This window comes from Lysobacter sp., assembly GCA_013141175.1.
Lineage (GTDB): Bacteria > Pseudomonadota > Gammaproteobacteria > Xanthomonadales > Xanthomonadaceae > Lysobacter_I.
In genome coordinates this window covers 4,015,549-4,033,745 of sequence record JABFRN010000001.1, presented here as the reverse complement: position 1 = coordinate 4,033,745, position 18,197 = coordinate 4,015,549, and the positions used below count along the sequence as shown (strand labels likewise).

Below are 18,197 nucleotides of genomic sequence, written 5' to 3'. Positions count from 1 at the left end.
CGCGGGGATGACGATGTGATGCGACCGTCTTCCGCATCTGTATCCGACTGGCGTCCCACCGCTGCCATCGACGCACTGCGCCTGCGCGCGCGGCTGTACGCGACGATCCGTGACTTCTTCGCCGCGCGTGAGGTGCTGGAAGTCGAAACGCCGGTGCTGTCGGTCGCCGGCAACACCGACGCCAACATCGAATCGTTCTCGCTGGATTTCTCCGGACGTACCGATGGCGCGTCGCCGACGCGCTGGCTGCGCACTTCCCCGGAATTTCCGCTGAAACGCCTGCTTGCGGCAGGCGTCGGCGATTGCTACGAACTCGGTCGCGTGTTCCGCAACGGCGAGGCGGGTGGCCGGCACAATCCCGAATTCACGATGCTGGAATGGTATCGGATCGGCTGGGACCATCATCGGCTGATCGATGAAACCGTCGCGCTCGTGCAGGCGGCGTTGCGACTGCTTGATCGCGAAGCGAATGTGGCGACGACGCGTTTCCGCGACCTGTACCGCGATCGGCTCGGCATCGATCCGTTCACCGCTGCCGATGTCGAACTGCGTGCGGCACTCGGCGACATCCAGATCGACCCGGGCGGACTCAACCGGGACGATTGGCTGGATCTGCTGATGACCCATCGCCTGCAGCCGGGTTTCGATCGCAATGGCATCCTTGTCGTGTACGACTATCCGGCTTCGCAGTGCGCGCTGGCGAAGATCCGCGCAGGGCAGGGCGGCGAACCGGCGGTTGCGGAGCGTTTCGAGCTGTATCTCGGTGTGCTGGAACTCGCGAACGGTTATCACGAACTGACCGATACTTCGGAACAGCGCGCGCGATTCCTGCGCGACCATGGCGTTCGCGCGGAGCGCGGCGCGACGCAGCCGCCGCTCGACGAAGCCCTGCTCGCGGCGATGTCCACCGGATTGCCGGATTGCGCCGGGGTGGCGCTCGGCGTCGAACGACTGCTGATGGCGATGCTCGGCACCGACCGGATCGCCGATGTCCTGGCCTTCGATTTCGGCCATGCCTGAGCATGGAAGCAGGATTCCTGAACGGAATTCCGCCGGCCGCGCGGCGTGCCGGAAAATTCGCCGGCCGTTCATGCGTCCGGGCCGACGCTAGCCTCACGCAAATGCTGGCGTCACACAACTCGGGGGTTGGAAACAATGCGCAACACACTTTTCCTCATCGCGTCCGCTACGGTGGCTGGCCTCACCAGCGCACCTGCCCAGGCGCAGTGGTCGAGCGGCGGTTACGGCGACGACCTGATCCGCTGCGAATCGCGCGATGGCCGCACCGAGCGCTGCGAGACATATGGCGGCAGCGCGCAGCTGGTTCGTCAACTTTCCAGCACGCCCTGTGTGCGTGGCCGCAGTTGGGGCACCGATTCGCGTGGTGTCTGGGTCAGCTCCGGTTGCCGAGCCGAATTCCGCATCGACAGCGGTTACGGCTATGACAATGGCTATGGCGACAGCTACGGCTACGGCAACAATGGTTACGGTAGCGATTACGGCTACGGAAGCAGCGGCGGCGCTTTCCGCTGCGAATCGCGCGATGGCCGCACCGAACGCTGCAATGGCTACGGTGGCCGTGCCCAGTTCGTCCGTCAGCTGTCGAACACGCCCTGCGTCCGTGGCCAGAGTTGGGGCAGCGATTCGCGCGGCGTGTGGGTGAGCAACGGCTGCCGCGCCCTGTTCAGCACCAACGGTGGCTACGGCAATAATTACGGAAACAATTATGGCAACGATCTGGTCCGCTGCGAGTCGCGCGACAACCGCAGCCACAGTTGCACGATGTCCTCCGGTCGCAATGGCAATATCCGTTTGTTGCGCCAACTGTCCGACAAGCCCTGCATCGAGAATCAGACATGGGGCCGTTCGCGCACCGGCGTATGGGTCACCCAGGGCTGTCGCGCCGAATTCGTGACGGGTCGCGGTGGCAACAACAACGGTGGTTACCAGCGCCCGCCCGGCGATCTGGGCGGCACGCCCGGCGGCAAACGCTCGTCGAACTATCAGGACACGTCCGGTGGGCGCGAGCCCGGTGATATCGGTGGCGCGGCCACGGCACCAGTGAATCAGCGCCCGCCTGTGGACGTGGTCGCCGGGCGTCCAGGCAATGTCGAGAGGGTGGATCGCCAGATCCGGCCGGTCGAGGAAGCCCCCGGTCGGCTTGAAGTCCAGACAGTCGAGGATGCGCCCGGCCAAGTCCAGCCCCGCAGCACGGGCGGTACGGCAGAGGTCGACACGGCCCAACCGGCTCCCCGCGAACGCGTCGGCGAGCGCAGTGAACGTCCGCGTTGAGAAATACCGTCTTCGGATGTGTTCTGTGACGCGGTTTCGCCTGTACGACCCGGCTCCGGCCGGGTCGTTTCGTTTGCGGACCGGTAGAATGCACGGATGAAGGATGATATCGATTACGCGCGCTACGACCGCATCCGCCCGATCCGCTGGACCGGTGACATGCTGGATCTTCTGGATCAGCGCAAACTGCCGTTCACCGTCGAATACGTCGCTTGCCGCACCGCCAGCGCGGTCGCGGTCGCGATCCATGCACTCATCGTGCGCGGTGCGCCTGCGATCGGCATCGCTGCCGCCTGGGGCGTGGTGCTCGCCGCGCGCGAGCTCGACGCGACCAGTGCCGGTGCGATCGAAACCGCAGCCGAGGCCGCCGAGCGACTGGAGCCTGTCCTGCAACAGCTCAACGCCGCGCGCCCGACCGCCGTCAATCTGGCCTGGGCGCTGGCACGGATGCGTCGCGCGCTGGCCAACGCGGGCGACGATTGGCGCACCGTGCTGTTCCGCGAGGCGCAGGCGATCGCCAGCGAGGACCTCGCCGCGAATCACAAGATGGGCAAGCTCGGCGCGCAGCTGATCGCCAAGGGCAGCGGTGTGCTGACCCACTGCAATACCGGATCGCTGGCGACCGCAGGCTTCGGCACCGCATTGGGCGTGATTCGCGCGGGTGTCGCCCAGGGGCGCATCGACCGCGTGTTCGCCGGCGAAACCCGGCCGTGGTTGCAGGGCGCGCGCCTGACGGTGTGGGAACTGCAGCAGGACGGCATCGATGCGACGCTGATCGCCGATTCTGCCGCATCGCATCTGATGAAAACCGGGCAGGTGCAGTGGGTGATCGTCGGCGCCGACCGGATCTGCGCCAATGGCGACGTCGCCAACAAGATCGGCACGTACCAGCTCGCCATCGCGGCGCGCTACCACGGCGTCAAGTTCATGGTGGTGGCGCCCTCGTCCACGGTCGACATGGCCACCGCCAGCGGCGGAAAGATCGAGATCGAAGAGCGCGACCCCGGCGAGCTGTTCGGCGTCGGCGGTGTGCGCACGGTGCCCGAAGGCGTCAACGCATGGAATCCGGTGTTCGATGTCGCGCCTTCGGAACTCATCGATGCCATCGTCACCGAACGCGGTGTCGTCGAGCGTCCGAACCGGGTGTCGATGCAAACCTTTTTCGGCCACTGAGTGCGCAGCGTCCGTCCGATTTCCGGGAGCAGTCGCCGGGCCTGATCGGGTGCTCGCAAGTCGCTGTTTCTGCATGGGAAAAAGGCGCCGTACGGCGGGGCGTCGAAGGCCTCCGCGTGCTACAATTCCGGCTTCGCGCATGGACCCGCGCGCGCCCTCCGGAGCGACTCCCAGACAGCCCCCGACGCAGCAGGGGCGTTCTTGCGTGTCGATCCCGCATCGGCGCCCGCGCTGTCGTGCCGCCACTCCTGCCTAAGAAGTCGTAATGACCGATCTCGCGAAAGAAATCATTCCCGTCAATCTCGAAGACGAGATGCGACGCAGCTATCTCGATTACGCCATGAGCGTGATCGTGGGGCGAGCGCTCCCGGACGTGAGGGACGGCCTGAAGCCGGTGCATCGCCGCGTATTGTTCGCGATGAACGAGCTGGGCGCGCACAGCAACAAGCCTTACTACAAGTCCGCGCGTATCGTCGGTGACGTCATCGGTAAATACCACCCGCATGGCGACCAGTCGGTGTACGACACGCTGGTGCGCATGGCGCAGCCGTTCTCGCTGCGTTACCTGCTGGTGGACGGGCAGGGCAACTTCGGTTCGGTCGACGGCGACAACGCGGCGGCGATGCGTTACACCGAAGCGCGCATGGCCAAGCTCACCCACGAGCTGATGGCCGATATCGACAAGGACACGGTCGACTTCCAGCCCAACTACGACGAAAAGGAACTGGAGCCCACGGTGATGCCGTCGCGGTTCCCGAACCTGCTGGTGAACGGTTCGGCCGGCATCGCGGTCGGCATGGCCACCAACATTCCGCCGCACAATCTGTCGGAAGTGATCGACGCGACCATCGCGCTGCTCGACGATCCCGAGATCGATATCGATGGCCTGATGCAGTACATCCCCGGACCGGACTTCCCGACGGCGGGCATCATCAACGGCGTCGGCGGTATCCACATCGCCTACCGTACCGGTCGTGGCCGGGTGCGCATGCGCGCCCGCGCCGAGGTCGAAGTCGCCGACAATGGCCGTGAAGCGATCATCGTCACCGAGATCCCGTATCAGGTGAACAAGGCCCGGTTGATCGAAAAGATCGCCGAACTGGTCAAGGAAAAGAAGCTCGAAGGCATCAGCGAGCTGCGCGACGAGTCCGACAAGGACGGCATGCGCATCTTCATCGAGGTCAAGCGCGGCGATTCCGCCGAAGTGGTGCTCAACAACCTCTATCAGCAGACGCAGATGGAGTCGGTGTTCGGCATCAACATGGTGGCGCTGGTCGACGGTCGGCCGCAGCTGCTCAATCTCAAGCAGATCCTCGAAGCCTTCGTGCGCCATCGCCGCGAAGTCGTCACCCGCCGCACCATCTTCGAACTGCGCAAGGCCCGTGCCCGCGCGCACATCCTCGAAGGCCTGACGGTCGCGTTGGCGAACATCGACGAGATGATCGAGCTGATCAAGACCTCGGCCAATCCCAACGAGGCGCGCGAACGCCTGCTCGCCAAGACCTGGGATGCCGGTCTGGTCGCGTCGCTGCTCGCGGCTGCCGGCAGCGACGCCTCGAAGCCGGAAGATCTGCCGGCCGGCGTCGGTCTGATCGAGGGTACGGACGGGCAGCGTTATTACCAGCTGACCGAAATCCAGGCCAAGGAAATCCTCGAAATGCGCCTGCACCGCCTCACCGGGCTGGAGCAGGACAGGCTGACCGAGGAATACAGGAATCTTCTCAACGTCATTCGCGGTCTGATCGAGATTCTCGAAAATCCAGACCGCCTGCGCGAAGTGATCCGCGACGAACTGCGCGAAGTGAAGGAAGCCTTCGGCGACGAGCGCCGCAGCGAAATCCGCGCCAGTGAAGAGGATCTGGACATCCTCGACCTGATCGCGCCGGAAGACGTGGTGGTCACGCTGTCGCATTCGGGTTATGCCAAACGCCAGCCGGTCACCGCCTATCGCGCCCAGAAGCGCGGCGGTCGCGGTCGCAATGCGGCGTCGACCAAAGACGAGGATTTCATCGACCAACTCTGGCTGGTGAACACCCATGACACGCTGCTGACGTTCACCAGCAGCGGACGCGTGTTCTGGCTGTCGGTGCACCAGCTGCCCGATGCGGGTCCGAATGCACGCGGTCGTCCGATCATCAACTGGCTGGCGCTGGAGCCGGGCGAACAGGTCCAGGCGGTGCTGCCGGTGCGCAGCTATGACGACGAACATTTCGTGTTCTTCGCCACCCGCAACGGTACCGTCAAGAAAACGCCGCTCACCGAATTCGCCTACCGGCTCGCGCGCGGCAAGATCGCGATCAATCTCGACGAGGGCGATGCCCTGATCGGCGTGGCGCTGACCGATGGACATCGCGACATCATGCTGTTCGCCAGCAACGGCAAGACCGTGCGCTTCGACGAAGCTGCGGTGCGCGCCGTCGGTCGTACCGCGACCGGCGTGCGCGGCATGAGATTGGCTGCAGGCGAGAAAGTGGTCAGCCTGATCGTCGCCGAATCGGCGGGCGACCAGCCCGAGATCGAGGACGATACGGCCGATGACGTAGTCGAGACCGTGGGTGAAGATGCCGTCATCGAGACGCCGGTCAATGTCGACGATGCCTCTGTCGCCTACATCCTCACCGCGACCGAAAACGGCTACGGCAAACGCACGCCGCTGGCCGATTACCCGCGCAAGGGCCGCGGCACCCAGGGCGTGATCGGCATCCAGACAACGGCGCGCAACGGCAAGCTGGTGGCGGCGGTGTTGTTGAGCAGCCGCGATGAAGTGCTGCTGATTTCCGACGGCGGCACGCTGGTGCGCACCCGCGCTGCAGAGATCTCCCAGGTCGGCCGGAACACCCAGGGCGTCACCCTGATGCGCTTGGCCGAGGACGAAACGCTGCAGGCATTGGAGCGGCTCGATGCGTCGCTGGACGAGGATGACATTTCCGAGACTTCTGAGGCCCTGCAGCCGCCTACGGGCGTTGGAGCGCTGCAGCCCAAGAACGACGCGTAACACCGCCAGTCGTGAACGCATGACGACAGGCCGCCTTATGGGCGGCCTGTCGCGTTTGTGGGGTATCTAGACGCAGTGGTGTTCTGCCTCAGGGCATTACGAGGAACTCCCAGGCATAGTCGCTACCTGTCCTGCCCAGTGGCGTCGACTGCGCTAGCAGTAAATTCTGGAAGTTGCCCGCACCGCTGAGTACGTATACGGAGGTGTTGGCGGGGATGACCTTGCTTATCGCGTAGAGGTCTTTCTTGCCATCACGGTCGTAATCGCCAAGTACGAAGCTCCAGCCGCCGTCCGTGCCTGTTGATCCAAGCGTGGTAGCGACCTGCCGCAGGAAATTCTGATATCCGTTAGCGCCATTCAACACATGGACTTCCGTTCTTCCGGAGCCACCCGCCCGGGCGATGCCGTATACATCAGCAATGCCATCATTGTTGTAGTCGCCGACCTTGAAGATCCAACTGCCGTCGCTTCCGGTCTGCCCGAGGATGGTCGCATGATGGCCGAGGAAGCTCTGAAAGTTGCCGACGCCGTTCAGAACATGCACTTCCGTCTTTCCGGAAGCGCCGATGCGGTTGATGGCGTACAGATCAAGCGTACCGTCCCGATTGTAATCGGCGACATCGAATTGCCAGGTCGTATTGGTGCCAGTTGTGTGCAGGGCGGTGGTGCTGTGCAACAGGAAGCTCTGATAGCTGTTCGCGCCGTTGAGGACATGGACTTCCGTGGTGTTGGAGCCACCCTGCTTGCTGATGATGTAGATATCCTGTGCTCCGTCCTTGTTGTAATCGCCTCGTGCGAACGTCCATGAAGCGTCGTTACCGGTCTGATTCAGCGCGGTCGCGATATTCGAAGCGAAGCTTTGATAGTTGGATATTCCGTTCAGGGCATGAACTTCAGTTCTTGCGGAACCTCCCAATTTCGCGATCGCGATCAGATGCGGCGCGATCGTGGGCTGTTGACATTGAATGCCGACGGCATTGAACGCGGCGTTGACATCGGCTGCAGCGTAGCCGTAGTCCTGCGCTGCCATCCGCACCCCGCAAACGCCCTGCTTGAAATTGGTGCTCGCAGTCCAGTACAGATCGTTCGCTCGCGCGAAGACCTTGAAAGCCATCGGCGTATTCCAGCCTGGTTTTGTCGCCAGCAGATAGAATGCCTTGTTGTAGACGCCTGATGAGTAATGCACATCCATCCCGCCGATATAGTTTGATGCGTGACCGATCGAATACCCATCCTTCGACGGATTGGCCATGTAGCGCAGGGCGCCGGTTCCTTTATAGATTTGCGCTCCGACAAGGAAGTCATTCGTGCCCTTCATATAGTATTCGGCTGCTTCGCCGGCAATGTCAGAGAACGCTTCGTTGATGCCGCCTGACTGACCCGAATAGGTCAGCTTTGAGTTCTGCGAGGTGAAACCATGCGAGACTTCGTGCGAGACGAAGTCGAGACTGACCAGCGGATAAAATTTGCTGGCGCCATCTCCGAAGGCCATCGATGAGCCGTCCCAGAATGCATTCTCATAGCCATTGCCGTAATGGACACGCATTGCCAGCAAGAAGGTCAGTGGCGGCTTGCTGATGTATGCGTTGTACATGTTATAGACGATGCCGCCGAAGTAATGCGCATCGTTGAGTGGAGAGTATGCGCCGTTGACAGATCTCACTGTGTTGCGTGGACAGGTGTAGGAAAAGGTATTTGCGCTGTCTGTGCCCTGATTGAGGTCCATCGTCACGACGGCGGCATTGCTCATGATGCATGTGCCGCCCGACTGGACGACATCGAGCCTGCCGTATTGGACACCGTACTCGTACTGGCCGGTCTTGAGGTTGCCACCGGGGCCGGTACCGATGAGCGCGTGCTGAAGATTGTCGAACTGCTGCAGGATGCGGCCGTTCTCGGCATCGATGATCACGGTCGGACGCATCGGCGTGCCACCGCGAGCAGTATCAGCGAAATACGACACCACGTACGCTTTGCGCGCGCGGCCGTTGTCGTCGATGTGGATCATCAGGTCGGACTTCTCCGCGCTGGTGCGCATAAAGCCTACGCGATTGCCCAGAACGGCGCTCTTGCCGATGGTGAGCGCGTTGTTGCTGCTGATGCGCGGTTTTCCGACGGAAATCTCGCTTGCGAGTCCCTCGACTTTTTGGCCGAACAAGCTACTGATATTGCCGCTTTCGTCTTCGTTGACGACGACATGTTCGCCGAAGATCGGCAGGCCGCGAAAGGTCTGCTGGTAGCGGTGGTTGCGCACTCCCTGGCTGTTTTCGCGATCGAGCAGGAACAGGCGCGAATCGGCGTCCAGGCCGAGCGCCTGTTCGTGACGGGTGTGAACCATGGACACCATGCCTGTCTTAACGGCAGCGGCATTCTGCTGTGCGATACGGGTGCTGTCCTGCTGATGCAGGTCGGTACGGACGGCGGCGACTGCGCTTTGCGCGGTGCCGCACAGGCACAGTGTGATCGCCGAAGCGAGGATGGTTCGGGTTCGAAGGGCGGTCTTCACGATTCAACGCTCCTTATGTGGCGGGCCAGCAGCCCAGATGTACGGGAGCGTTCGATCCCGAACGCCCCGGTCCTTGTCGGCCTTCCCACGAACTGCAACGCCATCCTTGGATCGCTTTCTGCCATGGCGGGCGGGGCGGGCACGGTGCGAGCATGTCGCATCCCCAGTATCCCCGTACATTGTGTCCATCCATGAGACTGTGCCCGGGTGCAGCCGCTTTTCCGATGATCGGCAATCTAGAAGTAGTACGTGGTTCGCGGGCTTGGGCGGCCATGTTCGGGCGGCGATGGCGGGTCTCGATTAATGTTAAAAAAAAGTCAAAAAAATGTTCAAAAAAAGTGATCCATTGAGCCAAAGCTTCTCTATACTCGCCACCACATCCAGGAGGCCATATGTGTCGCACGTCGCGGTTTGAGGTGGTGGGTCGGGTTCGCGGTTTCGTCAGGCAATGGGGTTCGGGAGTCGGGTTGGCGCTGGTGTTGGCCGCCACGACTGCGCTTCCGGGCTGCGGCAACAAGGAGACCGGGCAACTGCCCGAAATCAGCGGCGAGGCTATCAAGGCCAAGCCCAACGAAATCAAGGGCTTCGCGCTGGTCCGGGCCTATCCCGACCAGGATGGCGACACGCTCGCGATCGCTCTGGAGTTCTCCCGGCCGCTGGTCGGCACGCAGGACTTCGACAAACTCATCACCTTCGCCACGTCGGTCAACGACAAGAGCAGTTGGAAGCTCGATGACAGCGGCAAGATCCTGCGCTTCCCGTTCGTCACGGTGAATACCGAGTACACCCTGACCGTCTCCGGCAAGCTCGCCGCAGCCGACGGCAGCGTGCTCGGCCACGATGTCGAACAGAAGGTCTACACCGGCGAACTCGACCCCGCCGTGGGCTTCGCTTCGCAGGGCAGCGTACTGCCGGCGCGCGACAGCCGCGGCCTGCCGGTGGTGTCGGTCAACGTGCCCGAGGTCGACGTCGAATTCCTGCGCGTGCGCGAGAAATCGCTGCCGCAGTTCTTCGCCGAATACCAGCGCGGCGGTCGCCGCAGCGGTTGGGAGCTGGACAACGACTACGGCGACGGCACGCCGCTGGCCAAGCTGGCCGAACCGGTCTACACCAACCGCTTCGTGCTGGGCGGCAAGCGCAACGAACGCGCGGTGACCTACCTGCCGATCCAGGACATCGAAGAACTGCAGGAACCGGGTCTGTACTTCGCGGTCATGAAGCGCACCGGCCAGTTCCGCGAGCAGTTCGAGACCACGTTCTTCACGGTCAGCGATATCGGTCTGCACGTGCGCGCGTACAAGGACAAATTGTTCGTCCACACCGCATCGCTGCAGGATGGGTCGGGGATCAACAGCGTCGATCTGCAGATCATCGATGCCGCGGGCGAAACCACGCTCAAGGGCCAGACCGACCGCAACGGCAACGCGATGCTGCCGTACAAACTCGATGCCGCGCACGTGCTGATCGCCCGTCGCAGCAGCGACATCTCGATGCTGCCGTTCAACCAGCCGGCGCTGGATCTGTCCGAATTCGCGGTCAGCGGTCGCGAACCGGCGTGGTTCGATGTGTTCGCATGGGCCGGCCGCGATCTGTACCGTCCCGGCGAAGTGGTGCGCATTTCGGCGCTGCTGCGCGACAACGACGGCAAGCCGGTGCCGATGAAGGGCAAGAAGGCGCAGCCGCTGTTCGTGCGTCTGAAACAGCCCGATGGCAAGCCCTTCATCGAAAGCCGGATCGAAGCCGGCGCGCAGGGCTATTACAGCTTCGAGAAACTGATTCCGGTCGAAGCGCCGACCGGTCGTTGGCAGGTGGAGTTCCGCACCGACCCGGCCAGCACCGAAGCCGTGCAGGGCATGAGCCTGCGGATCGAGGAGTTCCTGCCCGAACGCATGAAGCTCGATCTGGCCACCGCTGATGCGGTGCTGAAGCCGGGCAAGCCGTTGAAACTCGAAGCCACCGGTGCCTATCTCTACGGCGCACCCGCAGCGGGCAACCGCTTCACCGCGAAACTCGCGGTCGCGGTCGAACAGCATCCGGTCGAATCGATGCCGGGCTATTTCTTCGGCGATCCCACGCTGACGCTGCCGAAGGACGCCAACGACGTCATCGACACCACGCTCGACGCACAGGGCAAGCTGGCGCAGGACATCACGCTTCCCGAGGAAGCGAAACCGGCGTCGCCGATCGCGGCGATGGTTTCCGGCAGCCTGTTCGAGACCGGCGGGCGCAGCATCAACCGCTCGATCAAACGCGTGCTGTGGCCGGCGGATGCGCTGGTCGGCGTGCGCCCGATGTTCGACGACAAGGAAGGCCCCGACAGCGACAGCAATGCCGGCTTCCAGCTGATGCGCGTCGACAGCGACGGCAAGCCGCGCCCCGCGAAGGGCCTGAAGGTCACGCTGGTGCGCGAGCATCGCGATTACCACTGGAATTACGACAACGACGAGGGTTGGGATTTCGATTTCACCTCGCGCTTCGACAACGTCGAGACGCGCACCATCGATGCAGGCACGACTGCGATCAAGTTCGATTTCCCGGTCGAGTGGGGCACGTATCGCGTCGACGTGCTCGATCCGGCGACCGGGCTGACCACGCGTTATCCGTTCGAGGCGGGTTGGGGCTGGGGCGATGAGAACCGCGGCCTCGATGCGCGTCCCGACAAGGTCAAGGTCGCGCTCGACAAGACCACCTACAACACCGGCGACACGTTGAAGGTGACGCTGACGCCGCCGCACGACGGCAAGGGCCTGCTGATGGTCGAAGGCGGCGACCGCATGCTGTACGTGCTGGACGTCGATGTGAAGCGCGGCAGCAGCTTCGAGATTCCGGTGACCAAGGACTGGGAGCGCCACGACATCTACATCACCGCGCTGGTGTTCCGTGGCGGCAGCGCCTCGGACAAGATCACGCCGGCACGCGCCGTCGGTATCGCGTATGTGCCGATGGATCGCGCGTCGCGTCGGGTGGAAGTCGGATTGTCGCTGCCGAAACAGATGCGTCCGGAGCAGACGCTCATGACGACGGTCGCGGTGCCGAAACTCGCCGGCCAGGACGCCTATGTGACGGTGTCGGCGGTCGATGTCGGCATCCTCAACATCACCCAGTTCCCGGTGCCCGACGCCAACAAGCATTTCTTCGCCCAGCGCAGGCTCGGCGTGGATGCCTACGATGTCTACGGCCGCATCATCGAGAGTCTCGAAGGCGAGATCGGCAGGATCCGCTTCGGTGGCGACATGGCGCTGCAGCCGCTGGCGCAGGCGCGCAGGCCGACGTCGAAGGTGCAGACCGTCGATCTGTTCTCCGGCCCGGTGAAACTCGATGCCAAGGGCAACGCGAAGATCGCGCTGAAGGTGCCTGATTTCAACGGCACGCTGCGCGTGTCCGCGCTCGCTTATTCGGCCGAACGTTACGGCAATGGCGACGCCGAGATCGTGGTGCGCGCGCCGATCGTGGCCGAAGCCAGTTATCCGCGCGTGCTCGCGCCCGGCGACCGCAGCAACGTCACCCTCGATCTCACCAATTTCACCGGCAAGGCCGGCGATTTCGACGTGAAGATCGAAGGGCTCGGTCCGTTGACGGTGGCGCAGGGTGCGCGCAGCGCCAAGCTCGCCATCGGCGGCAAGACCACGCTGACCTTCCCGCTGTCGGCGGGCGAGGGCTACACCACCGCGAAGATCCGCGTGCAGGTCAACGGCAACGGCTTCAAGGTCGATCGCCGCTTCGATGTGCCGGTGCGTCCGGCCTGGCCGAGCGTGCTGCGCACGAAGACCCAGACCTTGAACGCGCTGGGCACGATCGCGATGGACGCAGCGTTCGCCGATGGCCTGATGCCCGGTTCGGTCACTGCGCAGATGACGGTCAGCGCGCTGCCGCCGATCCCGTTCGCCAGCGCGTTGAAGGACGTGCTGGAATATCCCTACGGCTGCGCCGAACAGACCACCAGCAAGGGCTATGCCGCGCTGGTGATGGATGCCGACACCGCGAAGATGCTCGATGCCAAGGGTCTCGACGCGGCGGCGCGCAAGGCCCGTATGGACGGCGCGTTCGGACGCTTGGCTTCGATGCAGATGTCGAACGGCCATTTCTCGATGTGGGGCGACGACAGTTACGTCAATCCCGCGCTGACGCCGTACATCGTCGAATTCCTGCTCGACGCGCGCGAAGCCGGCTTCGCGGTGCCCGAAGCGATGCTGCAGAAAGCATTGCAGCGGCTCAGCGAGGATCTGCTGGCCGGCGGCAACGAGTTCTATGGCCAGACCTATCGCGATCACCTGAAGTTCGCGTATCAGGCGCATGCGGGCTACGTGCTCGCGCGCGTCAACCGCGCACCGCTCGGGACGCTGCGCGCGCTGTACGACAACGAACGCGGCAAGACCAAGAATGGACTGTCGATGGTGCATCTGGGTCTGGCGCTGTCCCTGCAGGGCGACAAGAACCGCGGCAACAAGGCGATCGCTGCGGGCTTCGCGTTCAAGAGCGGCTACGAATATCTCGGCGACTACAGCAGCCCGCTGCGCGACAGCGCGCTGATGATCGCATTGACGCACGAACGTGGCCTCGGCAAGCCGGAATACGACGCCAAGGTCGTCGCATTGGGCAAAGAGCTCGATGTCCGTCGCAACGATCGCTGGTTCTATCTCAGCACCCAGGAACAGGTCGCACTGGCCCGCGTCGGCAAGGCGCTGCTGGCGGACCAGAAAAAGATGGTCTCCGGCGTGTGGCGTCTGGGCGATGTCAGCGACCCGGTGGCCGAGCGCCGCATGCAGGGGCGTCGCGTCGACTACACCGCACTCGCACGCGGTTTCAAGTTCGAGCCGCAGGGTGCGGTGCCGCTGTACGCCAGTCTCGAAGTCGCGGGTGTGCCGCGCACCGCGCCGGGCGAGGACAAATCGACGATCGGGATCGAACGAAAGTGGTACACCACCGACGGCAAGCCGTGGAAGCCCGGTCCGCTGACCGAAGGCGAGGCGCTGATCGTCGCGCTCAGCATCACCGCCGATCAGTCCATGCCCGACGCGCTGCTGACCGATCTGTTGCCGGCCGGTCTGGAAATCGAGAACTTCAATCTCGGCGACGGCAAGCAGTGGGCCGATGTGGTGGTGGACGGAATCCAGATCAACGATCGCAGCAGCGCGGCCGAAGTGCGGCACGAGGAATATCGCGACGATCGTTTCGTCGCCGCGATAAAACTCGATCGCGGCCAGGCTGCACGCGTGTTCTATCTCGTGCGTGCGGTGACGCCTGGCACCTACACCGTGCCGCCGTCACTGGTCGAAGACATGTATCGCCCGCAATTGCGCGGAGTGGGCAAGTCGACGCCGGCCACGATCACGGTGGTGCAGCCGAAATAAAGGCGGCCTTCTGTCACTCGATGCGCTTGCTCTTCCCTCTCCCCGCGTTGCGGGGAGAGGGTGCCCGAAGGGAGGGTGAGGGGTGCTCTCCGCCGCTGTGCTCCTTCCCGCAGCCACATCTCCCCGCGACACGACGAGTTCAGATCGCGCATCCATGTCGCAATCTCTTACGCCATCCCTGCGCATCCGCATCCGCCGCCTGCTGCCCTGGCTCCGCTGGGGCACCGTTGCGCTGCTGTCGACATTGCTGCTGCTCGATCTGATTTTCCCGCCGCAGTTGCCGAAGGCGCGCGACACCAGCACGCTGGTGGTCGCGCGCGACGGCACGCCGCTGCGCGCGTTCGCCGATGCCGATGGCGTCTGGCGCTACCCGGCGACGCCCGAGACGGTGTCGCCGCTGTATCTCGAAGCGCTGCTCAATTACGAAGACCGCTGGTTCTGGCGCCATCCCGGCGTGAATCCGCTGGCGCTGCTGCGCGCCGGCGGGCAGATGCTGGGCAGCGGCGAGGTGGTGTCCGGAGGTTCGACGCTGACGATGCAGGTCGCGCGCATCCTCGATGCCAAGCGCACCCGGCACACGCGCACGCCGTTCCGCAAACTGCGGCAGATCCTGCGTGCGCTGCAGCTCGAAGCGCATCTGTCGAAGCGCGAGATCCTGATCCTGTATCTGGAGCGCGCGCCGTTCGGCGGCACCATCGAAGGCGTCGAGGCGGCCAGTTGGGCGTATCTGGGCAAACCCGCATCGCGGTTGTCGAAAGCGGAGGCGGCGTTGCTCGCGGTGCTGCCGCAATCGCCGAGCAGGCGCCGCCCGGACCGTCATCCGGAAGTCGCGCAGGTCGCGCGCGACAAGGTGCTGGATCGCATGGCGACGCTCGGCGTGTGGAGCAAAGCCGAGATCGACGACGCGCGGATCGAACCCGTCGTCGCACGCCAACTGCAGCCGCCGCTCAGTGCCGCATTGCTGGCGCAGCGATTGCGCGTGGCGCATCCGAAAGCCTCGCGCATCACCTCGACCATCGATGCGAACCTGCAGCGCACGCTGGAAGAGCGCGTGACCTCGTATTTCTCGAATCTTCCGGAGCGCACGTCCGCTGCGTTGCTGGTGGTCGACAACCAGACCATGGAAGCGCGCGCCTATGTCGGCTCGCTGCATTTCGGCGACAAGCAGCGCCTTGGCCATGTCGACATGGTCCGCGCCTGGCGTTCGCCCGGTTCGACCTTGAAGCCGTTCCTCTACGGCATGGCGATCGACGACGGCATGATCCATTCCGAAAGTCTGTTGATCGATGCGCCGCAGACCTTCGGCGATTATCGTCCCGGAAATTTCGGCGAATCCTTCAATGGACCGATCGGCGTCGCCCAGGCGCTGCGATTGTCGCTGAACGTGCCGGCGGTCGATCTGCTCGATCGCGTCGGCCCGCAGCGCTTCGCCGCACGTATCGATCATGCCGGTATCGCGCTGAAATTCCCGCAGGACAGCAAGCCGAATCTCGCGCTGATCCTCGGCGGCACCGGCGCACGACTGGAGGATCTGGTCGGCACGCACGCGGCGTTCAATCGCAACGGCATCTCCGGGCGCGTGCGCTACACGCCGACCGATCCGAAGATCGACCGGCGTGCGCTGTCGCCGGGCGCCGCGTGGATCGTGCGCGAGATTCTCGAATCCAATCCGCGTCCCGGCGAACTCGAACAATACGATCGCGGCACGCGTCCGCGCGTGGCCTGGAAGACCGGCACCAGCTACGGATTCCGCGATGCATGGGCAGTGGGTAGCACACGCCATTACACGGTCGGTGTGTGGGTGGGGCGCCCCGACGGCACGCCGTTGCCCGGTCAATACGGTGCGCTCACCGCGCTGCCGCTGCTGTTCGAGGTGGTCGATTCGCTGCCCGGCAACGCGCGCGATTCGCTGCCGTTGCCGCCGCCATCGAACGTCGCCGAGATCGAGATCTGCTGGCCGCTCGGCATCGCCGCCGACAGCGTGCCCGCGTCGCTGTGTCAGCGCCGGATGAAGGCGTGGACGCTGGACGGCGCGGTGCCGCCGACGTTCGCCGAACGCGGCGCGCGTCTGTGGAATGCAGGTCGCGAACGTTTCGATATCGATGCGGACAGCGGCAAACGCGTATCGGCGGTGTGTTCGCTGCCGCATCGCACGCGGACCGTCGAGATCGCGCGCTGGCCGGCGCTGGCATCGCCGTGGCTGTCGGCGGAAACGCGCCGCGCATCGACGCTGCCCGTGCTCGCCGACGACTGCATGCTTGATGGTCGCGACGCCAGCGAGGAACTGCGTATCGAAGGACTCAACGACGGCGCCACTCTCGCGCGCGCGCCGGGCAGCGAACATGCGGTGCGACTCTCGTTGCGCGCGCTCGGCACCGATCGCAACGTGCAGTGGTTGCTCGATGGTCGCTGGATCGCCGAAACCGAAGGCCGGCAGTCGCTGGTGCGCGACTTCGGAGAATCGGGCGAACATGTGTTGACCGCGCTCGCCGACAGCGGCGCGTGGACGAGAATCCGCTTCCGCGTGTTGGAATAATCTTGTAGGAGCGACGGAAGTCGTGACCGCCTTCGAAAAGACGTTCCGTAATTCGTCGCGACTTCCGTCGCTCCTACAAGGCCATCAGCGCGTAGGCTGGGCTGAAAAGCCCAGCATGGGTTTCAGGCCCAACCTCATTTTTTGCCGATCGTGCTGGGCTTTTCAGCCCAGCCTACTTCAGTCCAGTTTATTTCCGGATATTCACAGCAACGACAGCATGTGTTCCGCAGACGAAACGCGGAACTCGCCCGGCGCTTCCACTTCGAGGAATTTCACCACGCCGTCTTCGAGATACAGCGCGAACCGCTTGCTGCGGATGCCCATGCCGTAACCGCTGGCATCCATTTCCAGGCCGAGCGCTTTCGTGAAGTCGGCGTTGCCGTCGGCGAGGATCTCCATGTCGGCCGGAGCGTTCTGGCTCGCGGCCCAGGCTTTCATCACGAACGGATCATTGACCGACATGCAGGCGACGCCGACGCCTTTGGCGCGGAACGCCTCGAAGTGTTCGATGAAGCCGGGCAGATGTTTTTCCGAGCAGGTCGGCGTGAATGCGCCGGGGACGGAGAACAGCACGATCTTCTTGCCTTCGAAGAAGGTGTGCGTGTCGATGGTGTCGATGCCGTCGTTGATGCGTTTGATGTTGACTTCAGGGATGCGATCGCCGATCTGGATGGTCATGGCAGAGGTCCTCTCCGGGGGTGGGTGGACAGTGTAGAGGCAATCCTGAACGCGTGTGAATGGGCTCTTGAAAACACGGCGCGCGGGCCTATTTTCCGGGTATGGCGGCACGGTGCCGCCGTTCAAAAACGGAGAATCCCCATGAGCCTCATGCGCTACCCGCAGGCGTGGCCGGCACAAGCCCGCGTCCACGACGATCTGAAGCAGATCTTCGACCGTTTCCTCAACAATGCCGACAACCCCGACGAGTCCGCCGTGGTCACCAGCCAATGGGTGCCGCGCGTCGACATCAAGGAAGAGGTGGATCGTTTCGTGATCCTGGCCGATCTGCCGGGCGTCGATCCGCAGCACGTGGAAGTGCTGATGGACAAGGGCATCCTCAGCATCAAGGGCGAACGCAGCAGCGAAACGATCGAGCAGTCCGAGCGCTTCTCGCGGATCGAGCGCCGCTACGGCAGCTTCCATCGCCGCTTCGCGCTGCCCGACACCGCGGACGCGGAAGGCATCGTCGCAACCGGCCACAACGGCGTGCTCGAGATCGTCATTCCCAAACATCCCGAATCCACGCCGCGCCGCATCCAGGTGGGTCGTCCCGACGCGAAGGCCTGAGAAGGTGGCCGGCCCACGCACGATCCGCGTCGCGGACCGTGCGTGGGCCGGTGTGGC

At 63.8% G+C, this 18,197-nt stretch carries 9 protein-coding genes; 7 read left to right on the top strand and 2 right to left on the bottom strand.

What is annotated here, in order from left to right; genetic code table 11:
- Nucleotides 1–18 precede the first annotated feature (18 nt).
- The 4 genes from genX (at nucleotide 19) to gyrA (ending at nucleotide 6,460) form a co-directional block, all read left to right on the top strand.
- The gene (gene genX, locus HOP03_17510; GenBank protein NOT89954.1) at nucleotides 19–1,020 is read left to right on the top strand and encodes an EF-P lysine aminoacylase GenX; all 1,002 of its coding nucleotides are present in this window, start codon (nucleotides 19–21) and stop codon (nucleotides 1,018–1,020) included.
- A gap of 135 nt (nucleotides 1,021–1,155) precedes the next feature.
- The gene (locus HOP03_17505; GenBank protein NOT89953.1) at nucleotides 1,156–2,292 is read left to right on the top strand and encodes a DUF3011 domain-containing protein; all 1,137 of its coding nucleotides are present in this window, start codon (nucleotides 1,156–1,158) and stop codon (nucleotides 2,290–2,292) included.
- 96 nt (nucleotides 2,293–2,388) lie between these two features.
- Complete coding sequence (gene mtnA / locus HOP03_17500) at nucleotides 2,389–3,465, top strand: S-methyl-5-thioribose-1-phosphate isomerase (protein ID NOT89952.1); 1,077 nt, start codon at nucleotides 2,389–2,391, stop codon at nucleotides 3,463–3,465.
- Between the two features lie 265 nt (nucleotides 3,466–3,730).
- Nucleotides 3,731–6,460, top strand: coding sequence for a DNA gyrase subunit A (gyrA, locus tag HOP03_17495; protein ID NOT89951.1), 2,730 nt, complete (start codon nucleotides 3,731–3,733; stop codon nucleotides 6,458–6,460).
- An 88-nt stretch (nucleotides 6,461–6,548) separates the two neighbouring features.
- On the opposite strand, the gene HOP03_17490 is transcribed toward gyrA, so the two are convergent.
- Complete coding sequence (locus HOP03_17490) at nucleotides 6,549–8,966, bottom strand: hypothetical protein (protein ID NOT89950.1); 2,418 nt, start codon at nucleotides 8,964–8,966, stop codon at nucleotides 6,549–6,551.
- 392 nt (nucleotides 8,967–9,358) lie between these two features.
- Here HOP03_17490 and HOP03_17485 point away from each other — a divergent pair, with 392 nt between their 5' ends.
- Both HOP03_17485 and pbpC read left to right on the top strand, forming a co-directional pair.
- Entirely contained in the window at nucleotides 9,359–14,317 is a 4,959-nt protein-coding gene (locus HOP03_17485; protein NOT89949.1) for an alpha-2-macroglobulin family protein, read from the top strand.
- A gap of 154 nt (nucleotides 14,318–14,471) precedes the next feature.
- Entirely contained in the window at nucleotides 14,472–16,853 is a 2,382-nt protein-coding gene (pbpC, locus tag HOP03_17480; protein ID NOT89948.1) for a penicillin-binding protein 1C, read from the top strand.
- Between the two features lie 201 nt (nucleotides 16,854–17,054).
- On the opposite strand, the gene HOP03_17475 is transcribed toward pbpC, so the two are convergent.
- On the bottom strand, nucleotides 17,055–17,531 hold the full coding sequence (locus HOP03_17475; protein ID NOT89947.1) for a peroxiredoxin: 477 nt from the start codon (nucleotides 17,529–17,531) through the stop codon (nucleotides 17,055–17,057).
- A 141-nt stretch (nucleotides 17,532–17,672) separates the two neighbouring features.
- Between HOP03_17475 and HOP03_17470 the strand changes: the two genes are divergently transcribed.
- Nucleotides 17,673–18,140, top strand: coding sequence for an Hsp20/alpha crystallin family protein (locus HOP03_17470; protein ID NOT89946.1), 468 nt, complete (start codon nucleotides 17,673–17,675; stop codon nucleotides 18,138–18,140).
- The last annotated feature ends 57 nt before the right edge of the window (nucleotides 18,141–18,197 follow it).

What these genes read in the sequence shown, in the direction of transcription:
- genX (NOT89954.1), top strand. Translation starts at nt 19, where the DNA reads ATGCGACCGTCTTCCGCATCTGTATCCGACTGGCGTCCCACCGCTGCC.
- pbpC (NOT89948.1), top strand. Translation starts at nt 14,472, where the DNA reads ATGTCGCAATCTCTTACGCCATCCCTGCGCATCCGCATCCGCCGCCTG.
- mtnA (NOT89952.1), top strand. Translation starts at nt 2,389, where the DNA reads ATGAAGGATGATATCGATTACGCGCGCTACGACCGCATCCGCCCGATC.
- HOP03_17505 (NOT89953.1), top strand. Translation starts at nt 1,156, where the DNA reads ATGCGCAACACACTTTTCCTCATCGCGTCCGCTACGGTGGCTGGCCTC.
- HOP03_17470 (NOT89946.1), top strand. Translation starts at nt 17,673, where the DNA reads ATGAGCCTCATGCGCTACCCGCAGGCGTGGCCGGCACAAGCCCGCGTC.
- HOP03_17485 (NOT89949.1), top strand. Translation starts at nt 9,359, where the DNA reads ATGTGTCGCACGTCGCGGTTTGAGGTGGTGGGTCGGGTTCGCGGTTTC.
- HOP03_17475 (NOT89947.1), bottom strand. Translation starts at nt 17,531, where the DNA reads ATGACCATCCAGATCGGCGATCGCATCCCTGAAGTCAACATCAAACGC.
- gyrA (NOT89951.1), top strand. Translation starts at nt 3,731, where the DNA reads ATGACCGATCTCGCGAAAGAAATCATTCCCGTCAATCTCGAAGACGAG.